Annotated in this window: 18 protein-coding genes; 9 read left to right on the top strand and 9 right to left on the bottom strand. The window is 68.3% G+C overall.

Annotated elements, in window-relative coordinates; genetic code table 11:
- The first annotated feature begins 18 nt into the window (after positions 1 to 18).
- The 3 genes from AB0P21_RS02410 to AB0P21_RS02420 all read left to right on the top strand — a co-directional run bounded on the left by AB0P21_RS02410 (position 19) and on the right by AB0P21_RS02420 (position 3,858).
- Complete coding sequence (locus tag AB0P21_RS02410; RefSeq protein ID WP_363693200.1) at positions 19 to 630, top strand: papain-like cysteine protease family protein; 612 nt, start codon at positions 19 to 21, stop codon at positions 628 to 630.
- A gap of 3 nt (positions 631 to 633) precedes the next feature.
- A complete protein-coding gene (locus AB0P21_RS02415) occupies positions 634 to 1,392 on the top strand; it encodes a hypothetical protein (protein WP_363693202.1) in 759 nt (252 codons plus the stop codon).
- Positions 1,393 to 1,728: 336 nt separating this feature from the next.
- On the top strand, positions 1,729 to 3,858 hold the full coding sequence (locus AB0P21_RS02420; RefSeq protein WP_363693204.1) for a DEAD/DEAH box helicase: 2,130 nt from the start codon (positions 1,729 to 1,731) through the stop codon (positions 3,856 to 3,858).
- On the opposite strand, the gene rox is transcribed toward AB0P21_RS02420, so the two are convergent.
- Entirely contained in the window at positions 3,855 to 5,273 is a 1,419-nt protein-coding gene (gene rox / locus AB0P21_RS02425) for a rifampin monooxygenase (RefSeq protein WP_363693206.1), read from the bottom strand. The two genes, AB0P21_RS02420 and rox, sit on opposite strands and share 4 nt — an antisense overlap.
- A gap of 139 nt (positions 5,274 to 5,412) precedes the next feature.
- Here rox and AB0P21_RS02430 point away from each other — a divergent pair, with 139 nt between their 5' ends.
- From AB0P21_RS02430 to AB0P21_RS02445, 4 genes are all read left to right on the top strand, one after another.
- Entirely contained in the window at positions 5,413 to 5,769 is a 357-nt protein-coding gene (locus tag AB0P21_RS02430; RefSeq protein WP_363693208.1) for a YciI family protein, read from the top strand.
- 42 nt (positions 5,770 to 5,811) lie between these two features.
- The gene (locus AB0P21_RS02435) at positions 5,812 to 6,258 is read left to right on the top strand and encodes a hypothetical protein (protein ID WP_363693210.1); all 447 of its coding nucleotides are present in this window, start codon (positions 5,812 to 5,814) and stop codon (positions 6,256 to 6,258) included.
- A 104-nt stretch (positions 6,259 to 6,362) separates the two neighbouring features.
- Positions 6,363 to 7,031 carry a thioredoxin domain-containing protein gene (locus AB0P21_RS02440; protein ID WP_363693212.1) on the top strand — a complete coding sequence of 223 codons (669 nt, stop codon included), beginning with the start codon at positions 6,363 to 6,365 and terminating at the stop codon, positions 7,029 to 7,031.
- Positions 7,015 to 7,587 (top strand): vitamin K epoxide reductase family protein, encoded by a 573-nt coding sequence (locus AB0P21_RS02445; protein WP_363693214.1) that lies wholly within the window; start codon positions 7,015 to 7,017, stop codon positions 7,585 to 7,587. The genes AB0P21_RS02440 and AB0P21_RS02445 overlap by 17 nt, the downstream gene beginning before the upstream one ends.
- A 4-nt stretch (positions 7,588 to 7,591) precedes the next feature.
- Here AB0P21_RS02445 and AB0P21_RS02450 read toward each other — a convergent pair whose 3' ends face one another.
- From AB0P21_RS02450 to AB0P21_RS02475, 6 genes are read right to left on the bottom strand one after another with little or no spacing between them, the layout of a single operon-like run.
- Positions 7,592 to 8,785 carry a ZIP family metal transporter gene (locus AB0P21_RS02450; RefSeq protein ID WP_363693216.1) on the bottom strand — a complete coding sequence of 398 codons (1,194 nt, stop codon included), beginning with the start codon at positions 8,783 to 8,785 and terminating at the stop codon, positions 7,592 to 7,594.
- Positions 8,782 to 9,801 (bottom strand): multicopper oxidase domain-containing protein, encoded by a 1,020-nt coding sequence (locus AB0P21_RS02455; protein WP_363693218.1) that lies wholly within the window; start codon positions 9,799 to 9,801, stop codon positions 8,782 to 8,784. Before AB0P21_RS02455 ends, AB0P21_RS02450 begins: the two co-directional genes overlap by 4 nt.
- Positions 9,801 to 10,487, bottom strand: coding sequence for a metal-dependent transcriptional regulator (locus AB0P21_RS02460; protein ID WP_363693220.1), 687 nt, complete (start codon positions 10,485 to 10,487; stop codon positions 9,801 to 9,803). The genes AB0P21_RS02455 and AB0P21_RS02460 overlap by 1 nt, the downstream gene beginning before the upstream one ends.
- 42 nt (positions 10,488 to 10,529) lie before the next feature.
- Positions 10,530 to 12,491: a cation-translocating P-type ATPase gene (locus tag AB0P21_RS02465; protein ID WP_363693223.1), complete on the bottom strand. Its 1,962-nt coding sequence runs from the start codon at positions 12,489 to 12,491 to the stop codon at positions 10,530 to 10,532.
- 58 nt (positions 12,492 to 12,549) lie between these two features.
- Positions 12,550 to 12,909: a helix-turn-helix domain-containing protein gene (locus AB0P21_RS02470; RefSeq protein ID WP_363693225.1), complete on the bottom strand. Its 360-nt coding sequence runs from the start codon at positions 12,907 to 12,909 to the stop codon at positions 12,550 to 12,552.
- A 47-nt stretch (positions 12,910 to 12,956) separates the two neighbouring features.
- Positions 12,957 to 14,096, bottom strand: a complete 1,140-nt coding sequence (locus AB0P21_RS02475; protein ID WP_363693227.1) for an aminotransferase class V-fold PLP-dependent enzyme — start codon at positions 14,094 to 14,096, stop codon at positions 12,957 to 12,959.
- 26 nt (positions 14,097 to 14,122) lie between these two features.
- Between AB0P21_RS02475 and AB0P21_RS02480 the strand changes: the two genes are divergently transcribed.
- The gene (locus AB0P21_RS02480; protein ID WP_363693229.1) at positions 14,123 to 14,881 is read left to right on the top strand and encodes a glycerophosphodiester phosphodiesterase; all 759 of its coding nucleotides are present in this window, start codon (positions 14,123 to 14,125) and stop codon (positions 14,879 to 14,881) included.
- On the opposite strand, the gene AB0P21_RS02485 is transcribed toward AB0P21_RS02480, so the two are convergent.
- On the bottom strand, positions 14,871 to 15,365 hold the full coding sequence (locus AB0P21_RS02485) for a GNAT family N-acetyltransferase (RefSeq protein WP_363693231.1): 495 nt from the start codon (positions 15,363 to 15,365) through the stop codon (positions 14,871 to 14,873). The two genes, AB0P21_RS02480 and AB0P21_RS02485, sit on opposite strands and share 11 nt — an antisense overlap.
- 33 nt (positions 15,366 to 15,398) lie before the next feature.
- Between AB0P21_RS02485 and AB0P21_RS02490 the strand changes: the two genes are divergently transcribed.
- Entirely contained in the window at positions 15,399 to 16,772 is a 1,374-nt protein-coding gene (locus AB0P21_RS02490) for an MFS transporter (protein WP_363693233.1), read from the top strand.
- Between the two features lie 4 nt (positions 16,773 to 16,776).
- Here AB0P21_RS02490 and AB0P21_RS02495 read toward each other — a convergent pair whose 3' ends face one another.
- Positions 16,777 to 18,195 carry a polysaccharide lyase 6 family protein gene (locus AB0P21_RS02495; protein WP_363693235.1) on the bottom strand — a complete coding sequence of 473 codons (1,419 nt, stop codon included), beginning with the start codon at positions 18,193 to 18,195 and terminating at the stop codon, positions 16,777 to 16,779.
- Between the last annotated feature and the right edge of the window lie 11 nt (positions 18,196 to 18,206).

An 18,206-nucleotide genomic window follows, 5' to 3' on the forward strand; every position in this document is an offset into this window, starting at 1 on the left:
CAGTGAAGGAGGCCCCCTATGAGGAGGGTCAGCATTCCCCGCACCAGGTCGTGGCTCGCGGCAACGATCGTCGGACTGGCAGCGCTGCTGCCGCTCGCGCCGATCGCGTCCGCCGCCCCCGCACCCGCCCCCGCCACGTCGAAGGTGCTGGCCAGCCGGTACCTGAACGTCACCGGCCAGGCCCAGGAGAAGTCGAACTGGTGCTGGGCCGCGACCGGCAACAGCATCGCGAAGTACTACGGCAAGAACTACTCGCAGAACCAGTTCTGCAACCTGGCCTTCGGCTACAACCAGAACGCCAGTTGCCCGAACAACCAGGCGACGCTCGCCAACGACCAGCGCGCGTTCGGCTCGATCGGGATCAGCCAGGGCAGCTACGTCAACGGCACCCTGAGCTTCAACACCATCGTCACCGAGATCAACGCCAACCGCCCGGTGATGACCCGGATCGGCTGGAAGTCCGGCGGCGGTCACATGATGGACATCATCGGCTACGACTCGTCCAACTCGTCGATCGAGTACTACAACCCGTGGGGCAGCGATCCCCGGTACAACTACTCGACCTACAACTGGTACCTGAACAACTCGCAGTTCGCCTGGACGCACTCGCTCTACCGGATCGGAGCCTGAGCCATGATCCCCGTGAAGCACCTGGTACTGCGCGCAGCCGCCGGCCTGGTCGGCACCTTCCTCGCCTTCTCAGCCACCGGAACGGCGCTGGCGGCCACCGGCCCCGACCTCGCCGCGGCCGCCACCGCGGCCCACTCGACCGAAGCCACCCAACTCCTCGACAAGGCCGCTCAGGGCGCCGGATTCGCCAAGAGCGCGGCCGGCTCGAAGCTCGCCGTCCAGCAGGCCACCATCCCGGTGTACGCGCTGAGCGCCGACTTCGTCCGCACCGGCGCCGGTGACGTCGGCACCCTCTGGTACGTCGCAACCCCGGCCGCGAAGGGCAGCGCCAAGCTGACCGTCTTCACCGCCCCCGACCAGGCCGGCGCCTGGCACCCGGTCAATGTTGCCAGTGGCAATACCGAGGCCACGATGGCGGCGGCGGCGCGGGGCGGCAAGCTCCTGACCGAGCCGCAGATCGGCGCCTGGTACTCCGTCACCGGCAGCACTCTGCGCGCCCTCAACGCGGAGGCGACCAAGGCGGTCGGCAGCAGCTCGATCAGCCTGACGGCGTACCGGCAGCAGGTCAGCAGCCGCTACGCGGACAAGCAGGCCGACAGCGCCTACGCGAAGAACGGCGCCGCCGGCGGCTACAGCGAGTCGGTCACCACGCAGCAGCCGGAGGACGGCAACGGCACCTGGCTGATCCTCGCGGCCGGTTCGACGGTGGTGCTGGCTCTCGGCGCGACGACCCTGATCGCCCGCCGCAAGCGCACCGCCTGAGCACCACCTGAGCAGTACCGGATCGCCCGGATCGCCCGGGTCCGAGGAGCCCCTCCCTCGGACCCGGGCGATCTTGCCGTGAACTTTTCCTGACCTGAAATATCCAGCGGACCCTCCTGCGGCTACGATTGGGACAGCACCAAACACCGGCGACGCTTCTCGCGCCGCCGATCACCTCGTGACGGCTGCGCCTGCTGACTGGCATCGACTGTCGATGGTCGATTCCACCCGGTGGCCCGGACCACTTCCTGCGACGTTCGTGTCGTCCACGCGAGGGCGTGCGGTGCCGCCGTACCGCCTCGGCAAACTCGCCGGGGCAGTTTTGAGGAGGAAAGTTTGGCCCGACGAGGCCAGCGTCAGCCCGACGCTCGGCGTACCGCTGCTGCTCCCCGTAAGCGCCGTCCTGCCCGCGATGCCGAGGGACTGATCCCGGTACTCGCGCGCGCCGTACGGGAGATCGAGGCCGCCGTCGAGCGGTCGAACGTGCAGCCGTCCGTGCGGACCAAGTTCCAGGTCGTCGCGCTGCTGGTGCGCGAGGAGCGGGCCCGGGTCAACGGCGACGCCAAGGCCACCGAGGCCTACCGCACCACCCAGCTGCGCCGGCTGGACGGTCTCGCGACCATCCTGGCCAAGAGCGCCGCGCTCGAGCCGTCGCTGCTGATGCTGCTCGCCGAGGACGCGGTGGTCTCCGAGGCCGCCTCCGCCCTCAAGCGCGACATGCAGCGTGCTGCCGGCGAGGAGCCGCCCGAGGTCGAGACCCCGGTCTTCGAGCCGCCGACGCCGGCCGTCGCGCCGCCGCGGCAGGTCGTGCCGCAGTCGGTCGTCTCGCGACAGCTGGCGAACCCGTTCCTCGCTCCCGACTTCAGCGCCGCCGCTGCCGTCCCGCGCCAGTCGCAGGCGCGTCGCCTGTCCGGCTGGGAGCTGATCAACCCGCTGCTCAAGTCCTTCGAGTTCGCTGCCGCGTCGGCGAGCAAGTCGCTTCCTGCGCCCGCGGCTCTGCAACTGCCGGGCGGCCAGGAGTTGATGCCCCACCAGGCGCAGCTGGTCGCGGCTGCCGCTGAGGGTCACCGCACCTTCCTGCTGGCCGATGAGCCGGGCCTCGGCAAGACGGCCCAGGCGCTGCTCGCCGCACAGGCGGCGAACGCGTACCCGCTGCTGGTCGTCGTACCGAGCGTCGTGAAGACGAACTGGGCCCGCGAAGTCGGGATCTGGACGCCGAAGCGGGTCGCCACCGTGATCCAGGGCGACGGCGACACGATCGACGGTTTCGCCGACATCGTCATCGTCAACTACGAGGTGCTGGACCGGCACGTCGGCTGGCTCGGCGAGCTGGGCATGCGCGGCATGGTCGTCGACGAGGCGCACTTCATCAAGAACAAGAAGTCGCAGCGCTCCCGCAACGTACTGGCGCTGGCCGAGCGGATCCAGTCCCGGACCGTCCGGCCGCTGCTGATGGCGCTGACCGGCACCCCGCTGATCAACGACATCGACGACTTCAAGGCGATCTGGCAGTACCTCGGCTGGATCGACGAGAAGGCGCCGCGGGCCGAGCTGATGGCCAAGCTCGACGACACCGACCTGACCCCGGCCGACCCCGGTTTCTACGCGGCCGCCCGGTCCTGCGTGATCGACATGGGCATCGTCCGTCGCCGCAAGGTCGACGTCGCCGCCGACATCCCGGCCCGCCGGATCGCCGACCTTCCGGTCGAGCTGGACGGCGCGGCCGGCCGCTCGATCCGGGCCGCCGAGCGTGAGCTCGCCGACCGGCTGGTCAAGCGGTACGAGACCGCACTGCAGACCCGTACGTCGGGCGTCACGGTCGAGGGCATCGACCACGACCTGGTCCGCGCGGTCGCGGGCTGGGAGCGCACCGAGCAGGCCAAGGCGAAGAACGGCGACAACATCTTCAGCCTGGTCCGCCGGATCGGCGAGGCGAAGGCCGGCCTGGCCGCCGACTACGCCGCGCAGCTCGCGCACAACGTCGGCAAGGTGGTCTTCTTCGCCCGGCACATCGAGGTGATGGACACCGCCGAGGCGCTGTTCGCCGAGCGCGGTATCAAGTACGCCTCGATCCGCGGCGACCAGACGCCGAAGAAGCGGCAGACCAACATCGACGCCTTCGTCAACGACCCCGAGGTCTCCATCGCGGTCTGCTCGCTGCTGACCGCCGGCGTCGGCCTCAACCTGCAGGTCTCCTCGAACGTCGTGCTGGCCGAGCTGTCCTGGACGAACGCCGAGCAGACCCAGGCGATCGACCGGGTGCACCGGATCGGCCAGGAAGAGCCCGTCACGGCCTGGCGGATCATCGCCGCCCAGACCATCGACACCCGGATCGCCGACCTGATCGACGCCAAGGCCGGCCTCGCCGCCCGAGCCCTGGACGGCTCGGACGAAGAGGTCACGTCCTCGGCAGACCTTCAGCTGGAAGCCTTGGTCACCCTCCTCACCAACGCCCTGGAGCGCTAGCCGAACCACTTGGTGAGGTGTGCGGCGAGGTCCTGCTGGTCCTCGCCGATCCACGCCACGTGGCCGTCGGGGCGCAGCAGTACGGCGGGAGCATCCAGCTCTTCGCTGGTGTCGACGACGTGGTCGACCCGGTCCGACCAGCCTTCCACCGAGAGCTTTCCGCCGGTCTGGTCGAGCAGTAGCCCACGACCTGTGTGCATCAGCTCGTACAACCGTCCATCGGTCAGCGTCACGTCCCGCAACCGACGGCCGAGCAGGTCAGGACCTTCGCCGAAGTCGTAGCGGATGCCGATCGCGATGATCTTCTCGGTCAGGAACCGGTTGACCTCGTCGAAGTCCATCAGCTCGGTCATCAACCGGCGGACCGCCTGCGGGCCGGGCTCGGTGGACATCAGCACGCCCTGCGCCCGGGTGTTGGTCAGCACATCGGCCGCCACCGGATGCCGCTCGGAGTGATAGCTGTCCAGCAACCCTTCCGGCGCCCAACCGTTGACCTCGGCAGCCAGCTTCCACCCCAGGTTGAAAGCATCCTGTACGCCGAGATTGAGCCCCTGCCCACCCAGCGGTGGGTGCACATGCGCCGCGTCACCCGCCAGCAACACCCGCCCGGTCCGATACCGCTCGACCAGCCGGGTCGAATCCCCGAACCGGGACAACCACCGCGGCGAGTGCACCCCGAAGTCGGTCCCAGCCGTCACCTGCAACTGCTTCTTGAACTCCTCCAGTGTCGGCGGCACCGACCGATCCCCGACCAGCCCATCAGCCGGTACGACGATCCGGTACCTCCCCTCACCAACAGGCCCCGCGCCGAAGAACAACTGGGTTTTGCGCACCTCGGTCATCACCGCCGTCACCACCTCGGGATCGGCGGTCAGCTCCATCTCCCCCAGCAGCGTCTCCGTCGTACTCGGCTCACCGGGGAACTCGACCCCCAGCAGCCGCCGCACCGTACTGCGCCCACCGTCGCACCCGACCAGGTACTTCGCTCGCAACTCCTCGCCATCGGCCAACTCGACCGTGACGCCGTCGTCGTCCTGACTCAGCCCGACGACCTCACACCCACGCCGCAGCTCGGCGCCGACCTCGGCCGCATGTTCGAGCAGCACCCGGTCCGTCACCGGCTGCAGGATGCTGAGGACATACGGATGCGCCGTGTCCAGCCCCGGCGCCTGCGGTTTGGAGATACCGGCGAAGAAGCCGCCCAGCGGATATTGCTTGCCCAACGCAAGGAACCGGTCGAGCAGCCCGCGCTGGTCCATCACCTCGATCGTGCGCGCGTGCATCCCGAGCGACCGGACGATCGGCGTCGGCTCGAGATCCCGGTCCAGCACCAGCACGTGGACTCCGTGCAGCCGCAGCTCGGCGGCCAGCATCAGTCCGGTCGGTCCGGCTCCGGCAACAATCACGTCGTACATGAAACCCCCGAATCACCTGCGTTTTCTGCCAACGGTCGAGGATTCTCCAACACCACCCGGGCCTTGCGGCAAGCCCACCCCTGCGCTATAAATTAGAAGAGGCAAGAAGAGACTCTCTTCTTGCCTTTAGTGTTGCCCCATGAAGTTCGACCAGTTCACCGTGACGATCCTGACGTTGCGCCCCGACGCTCCCGTGCTGACCGACGAGGAAGCCGCCGCCCTCCAGGACCGCCACCTCGCCCACGGCGCCGACCTGCAGGACCGCGGCATCATCCTGGCCCGCGGCCCGCTGACCGACCAGGACGACGAAAGCCTCCGCGGCATCTCCATCTGGTCGGTCGACCAGGCCACCGCCCGCGCCCAAGCCGAAGCCGACCCACCCGTCCAGATCGGTCGCCTCTCGGTCCAGGTGATGACCTGGCTGATGCCCGCCGGCAACCTGTCCTTCACCCAGGTCCGAGCCCCCCGCTCCATCGCCGAAGCCACCTCCGACTGACCTTCGCCGTGCTGGGTTGGGGTTGTGGGTAGCCTGGTCTCGATGATTACCGGGCGTGCGGTGGTGGACACCGTGCTGTCGCGCGTCGTGTTCGCGCTGGGTGTGCTTGGGGTCATCGGGGTGATCGTCGGGCACGGGGTCACGCTGGATCGGGCGGCGGTGGGCGGTCTGGTCGATGGGCCGACTGTCCAGCAGGTCGTCGTCATGGATGACGGTGTCGAGCTGCTGAGTGTGCCGGTGGCCTGGACTCTCGAGTTGGCCGAGGTGCTGGTGGCGACGCCGACCGCGCCGCCCGACCATTGCAAGGATGCCTGCGCGGCGTTCCTGTCGTCGGGGACCGTGTTGCTGTTCGGCTGGGCGGCTTGCCGGCTGATCAGTGGCAAGCGGCAGCTCACGCCACGGCGTACTGCGATTCACGCATTGACGGCGGCCGATTCCCACGGCTGGCGGGTTCTCTCGCCGGTCAAGCTCGGCATTCTGCGGATTTAGACCACTCGCACCTTTCGGGATCGGTTTGCCGGGCGTCGTCGCCGGCGGCCTGGTCCTGCCTTGTCCCGTCCTGGTGGTCCTGAATCCGTAACAGCGAGGTACTCATGAGCTTCAACGCACGTCTTTCCATCGGCATCGCCGCGGCCTTCGCCGTGGTGGTGATCGCCCTGCTCGCCCTGAACGGCGGCGGGTCCGACAGCAACGCCGCTCCATCGGCCGGCAGCAGCACCGGCACCGACCGGCACGAGCGCCTGGTTCGATCCGACAGCCACAAACTGAACGTTGCTACAGACAACAAGGTGACCTTCGTCGAGTTCCTCGACTTCGAGTGCGAGTCCTGCCGGGCCGCATTTCCCGCCGTCGAGCAACTCCGCAAGGAGTACGCCGGCAAGGTGACCTTCGTGGTCCGCTACTTCCCGATCCAGTCCCACTTCAACGCCGAGCGGGCCGCCCGTGCTGTCGAAGCCGCCTCGAAGCAGGGCAAGTTCGAGCAGATGTACCAGCGGATGTACGAGACGCAGACCGAGTGGGGCGAGCAGCAGGTCCCGGCCGACGCGCGGTTCCGTGCGCTGGCCAAGGAGCTCGGCCTCGACCTGGCCGCGTTCGATCTCGCCTACAACGACCCGGCCACCCTCGAGCGGGTGAAGCGGGACGCCGCCGACGGCGAGGCGCTCGGAGTGACCGGTACGCCGACGTTCTTCGTCAACGGCGAGAAGCTCGAGCCGAGGTCCATCGACGACCTCAAGGCGAGTATCGATGCCGCCCTCAAGTAGCGCGACCGGGCCGATCCCCCGGGTGTTCCCGTGGTTGCTGCTGATCGGCGGCGTCGCGGGAACGCTCGCGGCCGGCGTGCTGACGGTGGAGAAGTTCGCCGTACTGCGTGATCCCAGCTACGTCCCGTCGTGCAGTATCAACCCGGTGCTGTCCTGCGGCACGGTGATGACCAAGCCGCAGGCGGAGGCGTTCGGCTTCCCCAACCCGCTGCTAGGAATCGCCGGTTTCGCGATGGTCGCGGTGATCGGCGCCGCGCTGCTGGCCGGCGCTGCCTTCCGCCGCTGGTTCTGGCTGGGCCTGCAAGCGGGCGTGACGTTCGGGGTCGTGTTCGTGCACTGGCTGATCTTCCAGAGCCTCTACCGGATAGGCGCGCTCTGCCCGTACTGCATGGTCGTCTGGGCAGTCACCATCCCGCTCTTCTGGTACGTGACCCTGCACAACTTCAACCTCAGAGCCATGAGCCGGTACCACGGCGTCGTGCTGACCGTCTGGTTCGTCCTGCTGCTCACGCTCATCGGCGAGCAGTTCTGGTCGTACTGGCGCACGCTGCTCTGACAGCTCAGACGAGCAAGCCGGTGGCGTACATGACCAGCAACCCAGCCGCTACGCCACCGGCCACCGTCGGATCCAGCAGCTTGCCCGTGCTGGACTTGAGGCTCGGCGCGAGCTGGATGATCACCTGAACGATCGCGCCGACCCCAACGCCGAACAGCGCCGACGCGAGCGCGGCATCGTTGACGGAGGCACCGATCGCCGCGCCGATAATCGCTGGTCCGCCGGCCAGCAAGCCGAGGCCGAGGAGCCGGAGTACGGGCGGTCGGTGGTGGGCCAGCGGTGCCACGATGGCCAGACCCTCGGTGGTGTTGTGCAGGGCGAAGCCGACCACCAGCGCGGCGCCCAGCGCCAGCTCGCCGACGGCGTACGCCGAACCGATCGCGAGCCCTTCGCCGAGGTTGTGCAACCCGATGCCGATGGCAATCATCAGCGCGAGCCGGCTGCCGTCGCGCCGCGCGCCGGGCCCAGCCTCCGTCTGCTTCGACTCGCGGCCTTTGAGCCACCGATCGACCGCCGTCAACGCCAGGAAGGACAACCCGGCACCCAGAACGACCAGCAACGGACCCCCGAACGCCCCGCCCGACCCGGCGGCGAGTTCAAGCCCTTCGATCGCCGCATCAACGGCCAGGAACGCGAGCAGCCCGACCGTCAGCGCCATCAACCACCGCATGACCCGCACCCGGACTCTCCGCAGTACAGGCAGGAAGATCATCCCGAGCGCAACCGGGATGACACCCACGTAAGTGCCGAGCAACGCCATCAACCCGAGCAACCCCGCGCCTGCCCCGGGCGACTCAACAGCAGCCGGGATCTCGTGCTCGATCACCGCGCCGGTCGAGGTCAGCATCGCGACCGTGTACGGCTGCCCCTCGGCCCACGGGTAGTCGACCCGAACGACCTCCCGGCCGAGCCGGCCCAACGGCTCCTCAGCTCCGGTGAAACCCGCGTACGCATCGTTGACCGCGATCTGAGCGACCTGAACCGGATCAGGTCCGGTGTTGCGCAGCGTCAGCTCGATGATCCCCGGCGACAGCGATACCCGCTCGACAGCCAACTCCTCCACCGGCGGACCGGTCCGCTCGGGCAGACTGCGGCTCCCGAGGACGGCGAGCGCGGTCAGCCCGATCGCCACCAGCACCGCCAGACCGATCGCAACGGCCAGCACCGGCGGACGTCCACGAAGGTCGGAGACGCTCACTCGGTCACCTCGAAGAAGCCCATCCAGCCCAGATCGGCGAACTCGCTCTTGTGCGCGTGGAACATGTACTTGCCCAGATGCGGGAACCTCAGTTCGCAGATCCCGCGCTGCCCCTGCGCCTGGACCACGGTGTCGGTGTACTCCGAGGGCTCCAGCCGGGTGCCGGTCGGGTAGTAGTCGAAGAAGTTGCCGTGCAGGTGGAAGCTGTTGATCGGGTCGTACTCGAGGATGTTCGACAGGTAGATCCGCACCAGCTCACCACGCTTCACCTGCACCGGCTCGTGCATGTAGTGGAACGGGATCCCGTTGACGGCGTACAGCTGATTGCCCTGGGCATCGAAGTTGGTGTTGTAGCCGTTCATCACCATCACCAGCTCGTCCGCCTTCGGGCGCGGCTGCGGCGGGTCGATGATGAAGGTGCCGTACAGACCACGCGCGATGTGCTCGGCCAGCGGCCCGACATGACAGTGGTAGAGGTGGATCCCGAACGGCTCGGCGTCGAACTCGTAGACGAACTCGCCGCCCGGCTCGATCACCCCGCGGCCGATCCCCGGCACACCGTCCATCTCGGCCGGATGGATGCCGTGGAAGTGCATCGTGTGCGGGTGCTCGGAGCCGTTGACGAACTTGATCCGCAGCCGGTCCCCGGCCGTGCAGCGCAGCGTCGGTCCGGGCACGCTCCCGTTGAAGGTCCAGCTGGGGAACCGGACACCGGGCGCGACCTCGATCTCCCGGTCGATCGCGAAGATCTCCCACTCCCGCAGCGTGCGGCCGCCGGGCAGTTTGGAGGTCTTGCCGTAGTCGAAGCTGCGGAGGATCTCGGTGGGGTTGAACCCGTTCGCGACGTGATCGACCTGACCGCCGCGGAAGCTCGGACCGTTGACGCCACCGCCGTGCGCTGCATGGGAACCGTGCTGGACTGGTGGGGTCGGATCGGCGTAGGAAGCTCCAGGGATGGCACCCAAGGCAACTCCCGCTCCACCGACCAGGAACCCTCGGCGAGAAGCGCCGGACATCAGGCGACCTCTCCGTGCACGAGATCTGCGAGCATCGGCGCCAGCGCGTGCCGCTCCGCACCGACCTTCACCCACAACGGCCCGCCGAACGGCTCACGATCAATCACCTCCAGCTCAGCCCCCGGGGTGACGCCACGCTCAGCCAGGTACCGCAACGCGGCGCTGTCATCATCGGCAACCCGCTCGACCCGGAACCTGCTCCCAGCCGGTACGCCGCCCAACGGCGACGCCCACGACTCCACATGCCGCCCCTTACGCGGCGGGATCGGGTCACCATGCGGGTCATGCGTGGGATGCCCGAGGTACGCGTCGATCCGATCCTCGAGCCGCTCGCTGAGCGCATGCTCCAGGATGTCGGCCTCCTCGTGCACCTCGTCCCAGTTCAGCCCCAGTACTTCGACCAGGAACGTCTCGACCAGCCGATGCCGCCGGGTCACTCCCCTGGCGTGCCGCTCCCCGTGCCCGGTCAGCCTGATCTCGTGGCCCGCCGACCTGGTCAGCAGCTCACCGGCTTCGAGCCGCTTCAGCATCGCCGAGACCGTCGGCGGCGCGACCCGCAACTGTTCTGCCAGCCCGGAGGTCGTCACGGGCACCTTTCGGCCGGCCAGCTTGAAGATCGTCCGCAGACAGTCCTCGACCGCCTCGGTATGGGAGATCTCGCAGCACTCGGCCGTTTGAGGAGTCACAGCCAGAGATTAGCCTTGTCTAATCCTCAGGGCCAGCCGTCGCTAACTCAGCCTGATCTTCCGGCCCGCGCGGATGCCGTTCCCGATGACCAGCACCTCAGCCAGCTCATGGGAGGCGACCACCGCGGCCAACCCGAGCATGCCGGTCGCCGCCAGCGGCACCAGAATCACCAGGATTCCGCCGGAAAGCAGCAGATTCTGGGTGAAGATCCTGCGCGCCGCCCGGGTGTGGGCGATCGCGTCGGGCAGCCGGCGGAGATCCTCTCCCATCAGCGCGACCTCGGCTGCCTCGATCGCCACGTCGCTGCCCATCGCGCCCATCGCGATCCCGGCATCCGCGGTCGCCAGCGCAGGCGCGTCGTTGATCCCGTCGCCGACCATCGCCACCGGCCCGCGAGCCTGCAACTCGGTCACGATGCGCGCCTTGTCCGCCGGCAACAACTCGGCCCGTACGTCGCTGATCCCCGCCTCGGCGGCAATCGCGGCCGCAGTACGGGCGTTGTCGCCGGTCAGCATCACGACGTCGATCCCCAGAGCCCTGAGCCGCGCCACCGCCTCAGCCGCCTCCGGCCGAATCTCATCGCGGACGGCGATCGCACCAAGCAGAACGCCGTCCTGCTCGACCAACACCACAGTCGCCCCGGCGTCCTGCAACCGCTCGACATCAGCCGCCAGCGAGCCGGCCGCAACAAACCCAGGCTTCCCCAACCGCGCCTCCCGCCCATCCACACGCCCCCGCACCCCGCGTCCAGGCACGGCTTCCGTCGCAGTTGCCCGACGAGGCTGCACCAGCAAGTCGTTGAGCAGTAACCGCGAGCCGGTGCCGACAACTTGAGGTTCGGCGGCGATCGGCGCACAACAATCCGTGCCACCACAACAAGAACTCAGCGAGTCTCCAGAATCACCAGCCTCGGCGAGGATTGCGGCGGCCAGCGGATGCTCGCTGCGCACCTCCAACGCAGCTGCCACCGCGAGCACCTCCTCTCGCGACCGACCCGGCGCAGCGACGATCTCGATCACCCTCGGCTGGTTCCGAGTCAATGTCCCGGTCTTGTCGATCGCGACCACCCGCACCGCCCCGAGCGCCTCGACAGCAGCACCACCCTTGAGCAGCACCCCAGCCTTCGACGCCGATCCAATGGCAGCGACCACCGCCACCGGCACCGACAACGCGAACGCACACGGCGCAGCCGCCACCAGGACAACCAACGACCGCCCGATCCACACCCCAGGATCACCCAGCAGACTCCCCAGCCCAGCAACCAACGCCGCCAGCACGAGCACGCCAGGGACCAGCGGACGGGCGAGCTTCTCCGCCAGCCGCTGGCTCGCCCCCTTCCGCTCCTGCGCCTCGTGCACCAGGTGGACCAGCTTCGACAACGAGTTGTCCTCAGCCGTCGCCGTGACAGTGACCTCCAGTACGCCGGCACCATTGACCGTCCCAGCGAAAACCTCGACCCCCGGCCCGACCTCGACCGGCACCGATTCGCCAGTGACCACCGACGTGTCCACCGCACTACGCCCGGACGCGACCACCCCATCCGTCGCGACCCGTTCCCCCGGCTTGACCACGAACGTCTCGCCGACGCGCAGATCCTCCGGAGCGACCTGTACCTCCGCGCCACCTCGCAGTACCGTCGCGATCGGCGGCACGAGACTCAGCAGCGCGCGCAGACCGTGCTGGGTCCGCGCGATCGCGTACTCCTCCAGCCCCTCGGCGATCGAGAACAGCACCGCCAGCATGGCGGCCTCGCCATAGTTGCCCAGCGCAACCGCTCCGGCCGCGGCCAGGGTCATCAACAGGCCGACCCCGATCCGGCCCCGCAGCAGCCCGCGGAGAGTGCCGGGCACGAACGTCGCCGCGCCGATCAGCAGCGCAATCAGCTCAGCGGCCCGCGCCCAACCGTCCGGCAGGACAAGAGCACTCAGAAGAATCGCAGCGGCAACCGCTGCAGCCTGGAGCTCGCGCACCCGCCAGACGGCAGCCGGCGGAGTCGCGTCCAACGCACCACCAACCTCACGATCAGCAGCAGCCGACGACCCGCCAGTCCCGCAGCAGGCGTCACCCACGAGACACCGGCGAGCAGTCATAGTCCTCAGGACCACAGACCTCATCCGCCGCGCCGTCATGATCGACCAGCAGCACCAACGCCGACAATTCCGCGAGCGCATGCGCCAGTTTCGGATCAGCCAACTCGTACCGCACCCGCCGCCCGACCTGAACGGTCTTGACCAGCCCGCACCCACGCAGACAAGCCAGATGGTTCGACACGTTGCCGCGCGTCATCCCTAGGGAATCCGCCAGATCCGACGGATACGCCGGCTCGACCAGCAGAGCGAGCAGCAACCGCCGGCGATTCTCGTCCGCCAACGCCGTCCCGACCCGCGCCAACGCCCCAGCATCCACCGCCACCGAACTCATGCGGATGACGATACAGCGAGCGCTGAATCAAGCCAAGGCTGTATCAATCACACCAGCGGCGGCAGCAGGTCAGCGAGACGCTGGTAGTCGTCCGGACTGTTGTACGCATGCGCCGACAGCCGAATGAACACCCGGGTGTCGAAAGCCGTGAGGGTGATCTCCGCCTTCAACTCCTGGGACACCTTCGTCTTGAAAGCCTCGCCCGCCTCGGGCGAAGGGATGCCGTCGAAGGGCAACTCCACCAGCCGCATGGTGGCCGCAGGACGAGCCACTTCGGCGACCGACGTACCCAGCGCCTTGGCGACCACCCGAGCACCCTCGTCGATCATCGCCGACAACTCCGACCGCCGACGCGGCCACTCCAACTCAGCGAGCACCCGCAACGACTCAGACGCGGCGATCCAGGGCGCGTAGTCATACGTCCCCTGCATGTCGAACCGCTCAGGCAGCCGCTCGTCATGCTCCGACCAACTCACGATCAGCGGCAGCGTCGCAGTACGCCACTTCTCAGCCACCACGAAGCCGGCCGTCGCCCGCGGAGCGGCCGGCCACTTGTGGAAGTTGCCGGTCCAGAAGTCGGCACCGTCCTCGGCCGGAGCGTCGAGCAGCGCAGGCGCGTGAGCGCCGTCCACGATCGATGGGATCCCCCGCGACCGGCACAGCTCAGCGAGGCGCCGGATCGGGAACACCATCGCGGTCGCCGAGCTGATCTGGTCGACGATCAGCGCCGCGGTCCGGTCGTCCAGCGCGGCTTCGATCCGCGCGACCACGGAGTCGTCATCGGCCTCCAGCGGTACGTCGACGACGACCACCTCGGCCTGGTTCGCGCGGGCGAACCGCTGGGCGGCGTACAGGACGGCGCCGTAGGCGTGGTTGGTCAGCACGATCCTGCTGCCGGCCGGAATCGGAATGGTGGCGAGCGCGGCCGTCACGCCGGCACTCGCATTCGCGACCAGCGCGAAGCCGGCCGGGTCGGTCTGCAGGAAGGCTGCGAGCTCCAGCCGGCTGGTCGCCAGGCGGCCGGCGACCGAGCGGAACCAGCGCATCGGGTTCGCCTCGGTCTCGGCGCGGAGCGCGGCCAGCACTTCCTGGGTACGCCGCGGAACAGCGCCGTACGAGCCATGGTTCAGGTGCAGCAGGTCGGGGTCGAGGGTCCACAGGTCGGGGCGGGGGCTGAGTACCTTCACCACCCAAACGGTACATACTTCTCGGCGTGTACCCCTATCTCGACCACGAGGGGCCGATCGCGATGGCTCACCGCGGCGGCGCTCTGCACCCGGCGAACCTCGGCTACGAGAACTCGATGCACGCCTTCGAGCAGGCGGTCGGCCTCGGCTACCGCTACCTCGAGACCGACCTGCACGCGACCAGCGACGGCGTCGTGGTGGCCTTTCACGACAACCGGCTGGACCGGGTCACGGACCGTACCGGGCTGATCTCGGAGCTGCCCTGGGCAGAGGTGCAGCAGGCCCGGATCAACGGGCACGAGCCGATCCCGTTGCTGTCCGACGTGCTGGAGCGCTTCCCGGAGGTTCGGCTCAACCTGGACATCAAGGCCGACATCGGTGTCCTCCCCGCCGCCCAGGTACTGCGTGAGCACAACGCGATCGACCGGGTCTGCGTCTCCTCGTTCTCCCAGGTCCGCGTCACCCAGATCAGGCGAGAGCTGGGCGAGCGGCTGGCCACCGGGTTCGGGCAGCGCGAGATCGCCCGGCTGCGGTTCGCGCCATACCGGATGGTGTCGACGGGCGCCTGCCTCCAGATCCCCGAGTACTACGGACGCCTACGCGTCCTGACCCCCGGCCTGCTCCGCCGCGCCCACGCGCTCGGCAAGCAGGTGCACGTCTGGACCGTGGACGACCCGGCCGCGATGCACCGACTGCTCGACGCCGGCGTTGACGGGCTGATCACCGACCGGACCGACCTGCTGCGCGAGGTGCTGATCGAGCGGGGCCAGTGGGTCACACCGTGAACGACAGCCAGGTGTCCGGCTCGACCTCGGGCTTGCCAGGAACCGGTCGCAGCTCGTCCTTGTAGCCGTCCCGAGCCGTCTCGGCCGCGACCCGCCGCCAGAAGCGTGCAGCACCAGGATTGTTCTCCTGGAACGCGATCTCCCAGTCGCCCGGATGCAGCCGCAGGACCTGCAGCGCCGCCTCCCAGCCGACCTGCTGCCGCCGCGCGGCCCGGAGTACGAAGAACTCGCCCATCACCCGCAGGCCGATCGCGAGACCGCGGACCAGCACGAATCCGGCCACCTGATCACCCTGCCGGACGAGATAGCCGCAGCGGTCCGGCTCGGTGAAGAACGACCTCAGCCGCTCGGTCGGATACAGCCCCGCCGCGTCGGGATAGGTGCCCCGGTACTCCGACAGGTCATGCCGGTACAGCTGCCACAACCGCTCGGTCAGCGGGTGATGTTCAGCGGTGATCGGCTGAAGTGTTATCGAAGAAGGCACCGAGTCATCCTCACACCTGCCACACTCCTCCGCATGGGAATTCTCTCGGCTCCGGCGGGTGTCGACAAACGTGAGTACTGGGGCTTCAGCCTCTACGACTGGGCCAACTCCGGCTACGTGACCACAGTCGGTACGGTGCTGTTCGCGCCGTACCTGACCTCGGTGGCCGAGACCGCCGCCTGCGGCCGGGTCGGTACGACGGAGGACCCGTGCACCACGAACCTCCAGGTGCTCGGCCTCGGCATCTCCCCCGGCTCGCTGGCGTTCTACGTCGTCACCGTCGCCACCCTGCTGTCGGCGCTGATCCTGCCGATCGTCGGCGCGATGGCCGACCGGTCGCCGCGCAAGAAGCTGCTGATGTGCGGCTTCGCCTGGGCCGGCTCGCTGGCCGCCTGCAGCATGGTCTTCGTCGCCGGCGGCCGCTGGGAGCTCGGCGCGTTGCTGCTCTTCCTCGGCAACCTGTGTCTCGGCTCGTCGATGGTGGTCTACGACTCGATCCTGGTCGACATCGCCGGACCGGACCAGCGCGACGACGTCTCCTCCCGAGCCTGGGCCTTCGGGTACCTCGGCGGGTTCATCCTGCTGGCGATCAACCTGGGCGTGGTGACCGGGCATGAGGCGCTCGGCCTGGACAAGACCACCGCTGTCCGGCTCAGCCTGCTCAGCGCGGGGCTGTGGTGGGGGCTGTTCACCTTCGTCCCGTTCGTCAAGCTGAAGAACCGGCCACCGGCGAGCGTCGTACCGGTCGGGGACGGCAGCCTGATCAAGCAGAGCTTCGGGCAGCTGTTCGCGACGCTGCGGCACGTCCGGACCTACCCGATGACGCTGCTGTTCCTGGTCGCCTACCTGTTCTTCAACGACGGGATCCAGACCGTCATCTCGGTGTCTTCGACGTACGGCGAGAAGCAGCTCGGCTTCGAGACCCAGATCCTGATCATGACCATCCTGCTGGTCCAGTTCATCGCGTTCTTCGGCGCGCTCGCCTTCGGCCGGTTCGCCCGCCGGTTCGGCACCAAGAACACCATCATGGGCGGCCTGGTGATCTGGATGCTGATCGTGGTCGCGGGCTTCATGCTGCCGGCCAAGCAGATCGCGCCGTTCCTGGCGATGGGCGCGGCGATCGGTATCGTGCTGGGCGGCACCCAGGCGCTGTCCCGGTCGGCGTTCAGCCAGCTGATCCCGAAGGGCCGCGAAGCGGAGTACTTCAGCCTGTACCAGGCCGGAGAACGTGGCACCTCGTGGCTCGGCACCCTGGTCTTCGGCCTGGTCCATCAGATCACCGGGTCGTACCGGCCGGCGATCGTCGCGCTCGGGCTGTTCTTCGTGATCGGTCTGGTGTTGCTCGCTCGCGTCGACATGCGCCGCGGTATCGACGAGGCGGGCAACGCCCAGCCGACCCTCATCTAGCTCGTCAGGTCGCGCTCGGGCCGACGTCGGCGGCGGTGAGCGGGCGGCGTACCGGGGTGGCTGTCGAGTACTCGTCGGCGCCCACGTCGTACGGCGCAGTACGGGCGTGGCCGTCGACGTCGTCGGTGACTCGCGATGCGTGGTTCATGCTGGTCGCGTTGATGGCGGCGCTGCCGGTGCCGAGCCGGTAGACGCCGTCCGTGCCCGCGGAGAGTTTCGGGTCGGCACGGGTGAAGCCGCCGGACGGGATGTTGCCGTTGGAGGCCGAGCCCCAGAGGATGTTGCCCGACCAGGTGATGCCGCCCAGGTAGGGCATGTCGACCAGGCTGCCGCTGGAGCCGACCAGCAAGTTGTCCGAGATCCGGCAGGCCAGTGGCGCGAGCGTGCGCTGACTCTCGCCGACCACTCCCTCGGCGTTGTTGCGCAGCGTGTTGAGCACGATCGTCACCCGGTCGGGCGCGTCGTTGCCCTTGCGGGACTCGGCCGACTCGTCGGAGGTGTGGTCGCGGACCGTGCCGCTGCCGAGCACGATGCCCGCGCTGCCGAGGTCGCCGAGGTAGTTGTTGACGATCAGATGGTCGTTGCCGTAGATCCGGATTCCGTTGCTGCCGGCCAGCAGATGGTTGCCCTCGACCCGGTTGTTGTTACCGTGCCGCAGCACGATCCCGCCGAGGCTGTCGCGAATCGTGTTGTAGCGGATCGTGTTGCCCGACGACTTCACCGAGATGCCTTCGGGATCGCCGTCGGCCCGCTCGAACAGGTTGTACTCGACCGTCGCGCCGGCGGTGTCGAGCGCCCGGCTGCTGACGCCGAGGCGGATCGGCTCGCCGCCGTTGGAGCCGCTGAAGGAGTGGTCGCGGAAATGGTTGCGCAGGATGTAGGTCCGCTTCGCCATCACCGTGCTCGACGGGCCGTCTATCACCAGGTAGCAGCCGATCGTGGACTTGTCGTGGAAGACGTTGCGGTCGACCTTCACGTCGTCGCCGCGGACCACCAGCCAGTGGCTGGCGGCCGAGCCGAGCTGGAAGTCGTTGCGGGTGATCCGGATCCGGGTGCAGCTGGACGGCAGGTCGAACGAGCTGGTCTGCTGGAAGACGAAGCCGCTGACCGTGATGTACGACGAGTTCGACATCACGAAGCTCTGCGAGCCGGTCAGCGTGACGCCGCCGCGGGTCTCGGCCTGGATGGTGATCGGCGCGGAGCTGGTGCCGTTGCGGCCGCTGACGGTGATCGCCGACGACACGGCGTACGTGCCGTTGGCCAGGGTGATGGTGGTGCCGGCCGTGGCGGAGTTGATGGCCGACTGGAGCTGGGCAATCGAGGTGACCAAGGCGGTCGTCTTCGCGACGGCCGTCCCGGGTCTGGGCAACTGCAGGGCGACGGCAGCGACACCGATGCTGCCGAGAAAGGAACGACGATCCATGACAAGTCTCC

This window comes from Kribbella sp. NPDC056861, from assembly GCF_040687575.1.
GTDB lineage: Bacteria > Actinomycetota > Actinomycetes > Propionibacteriales > Kribbellaceae > Kribbella.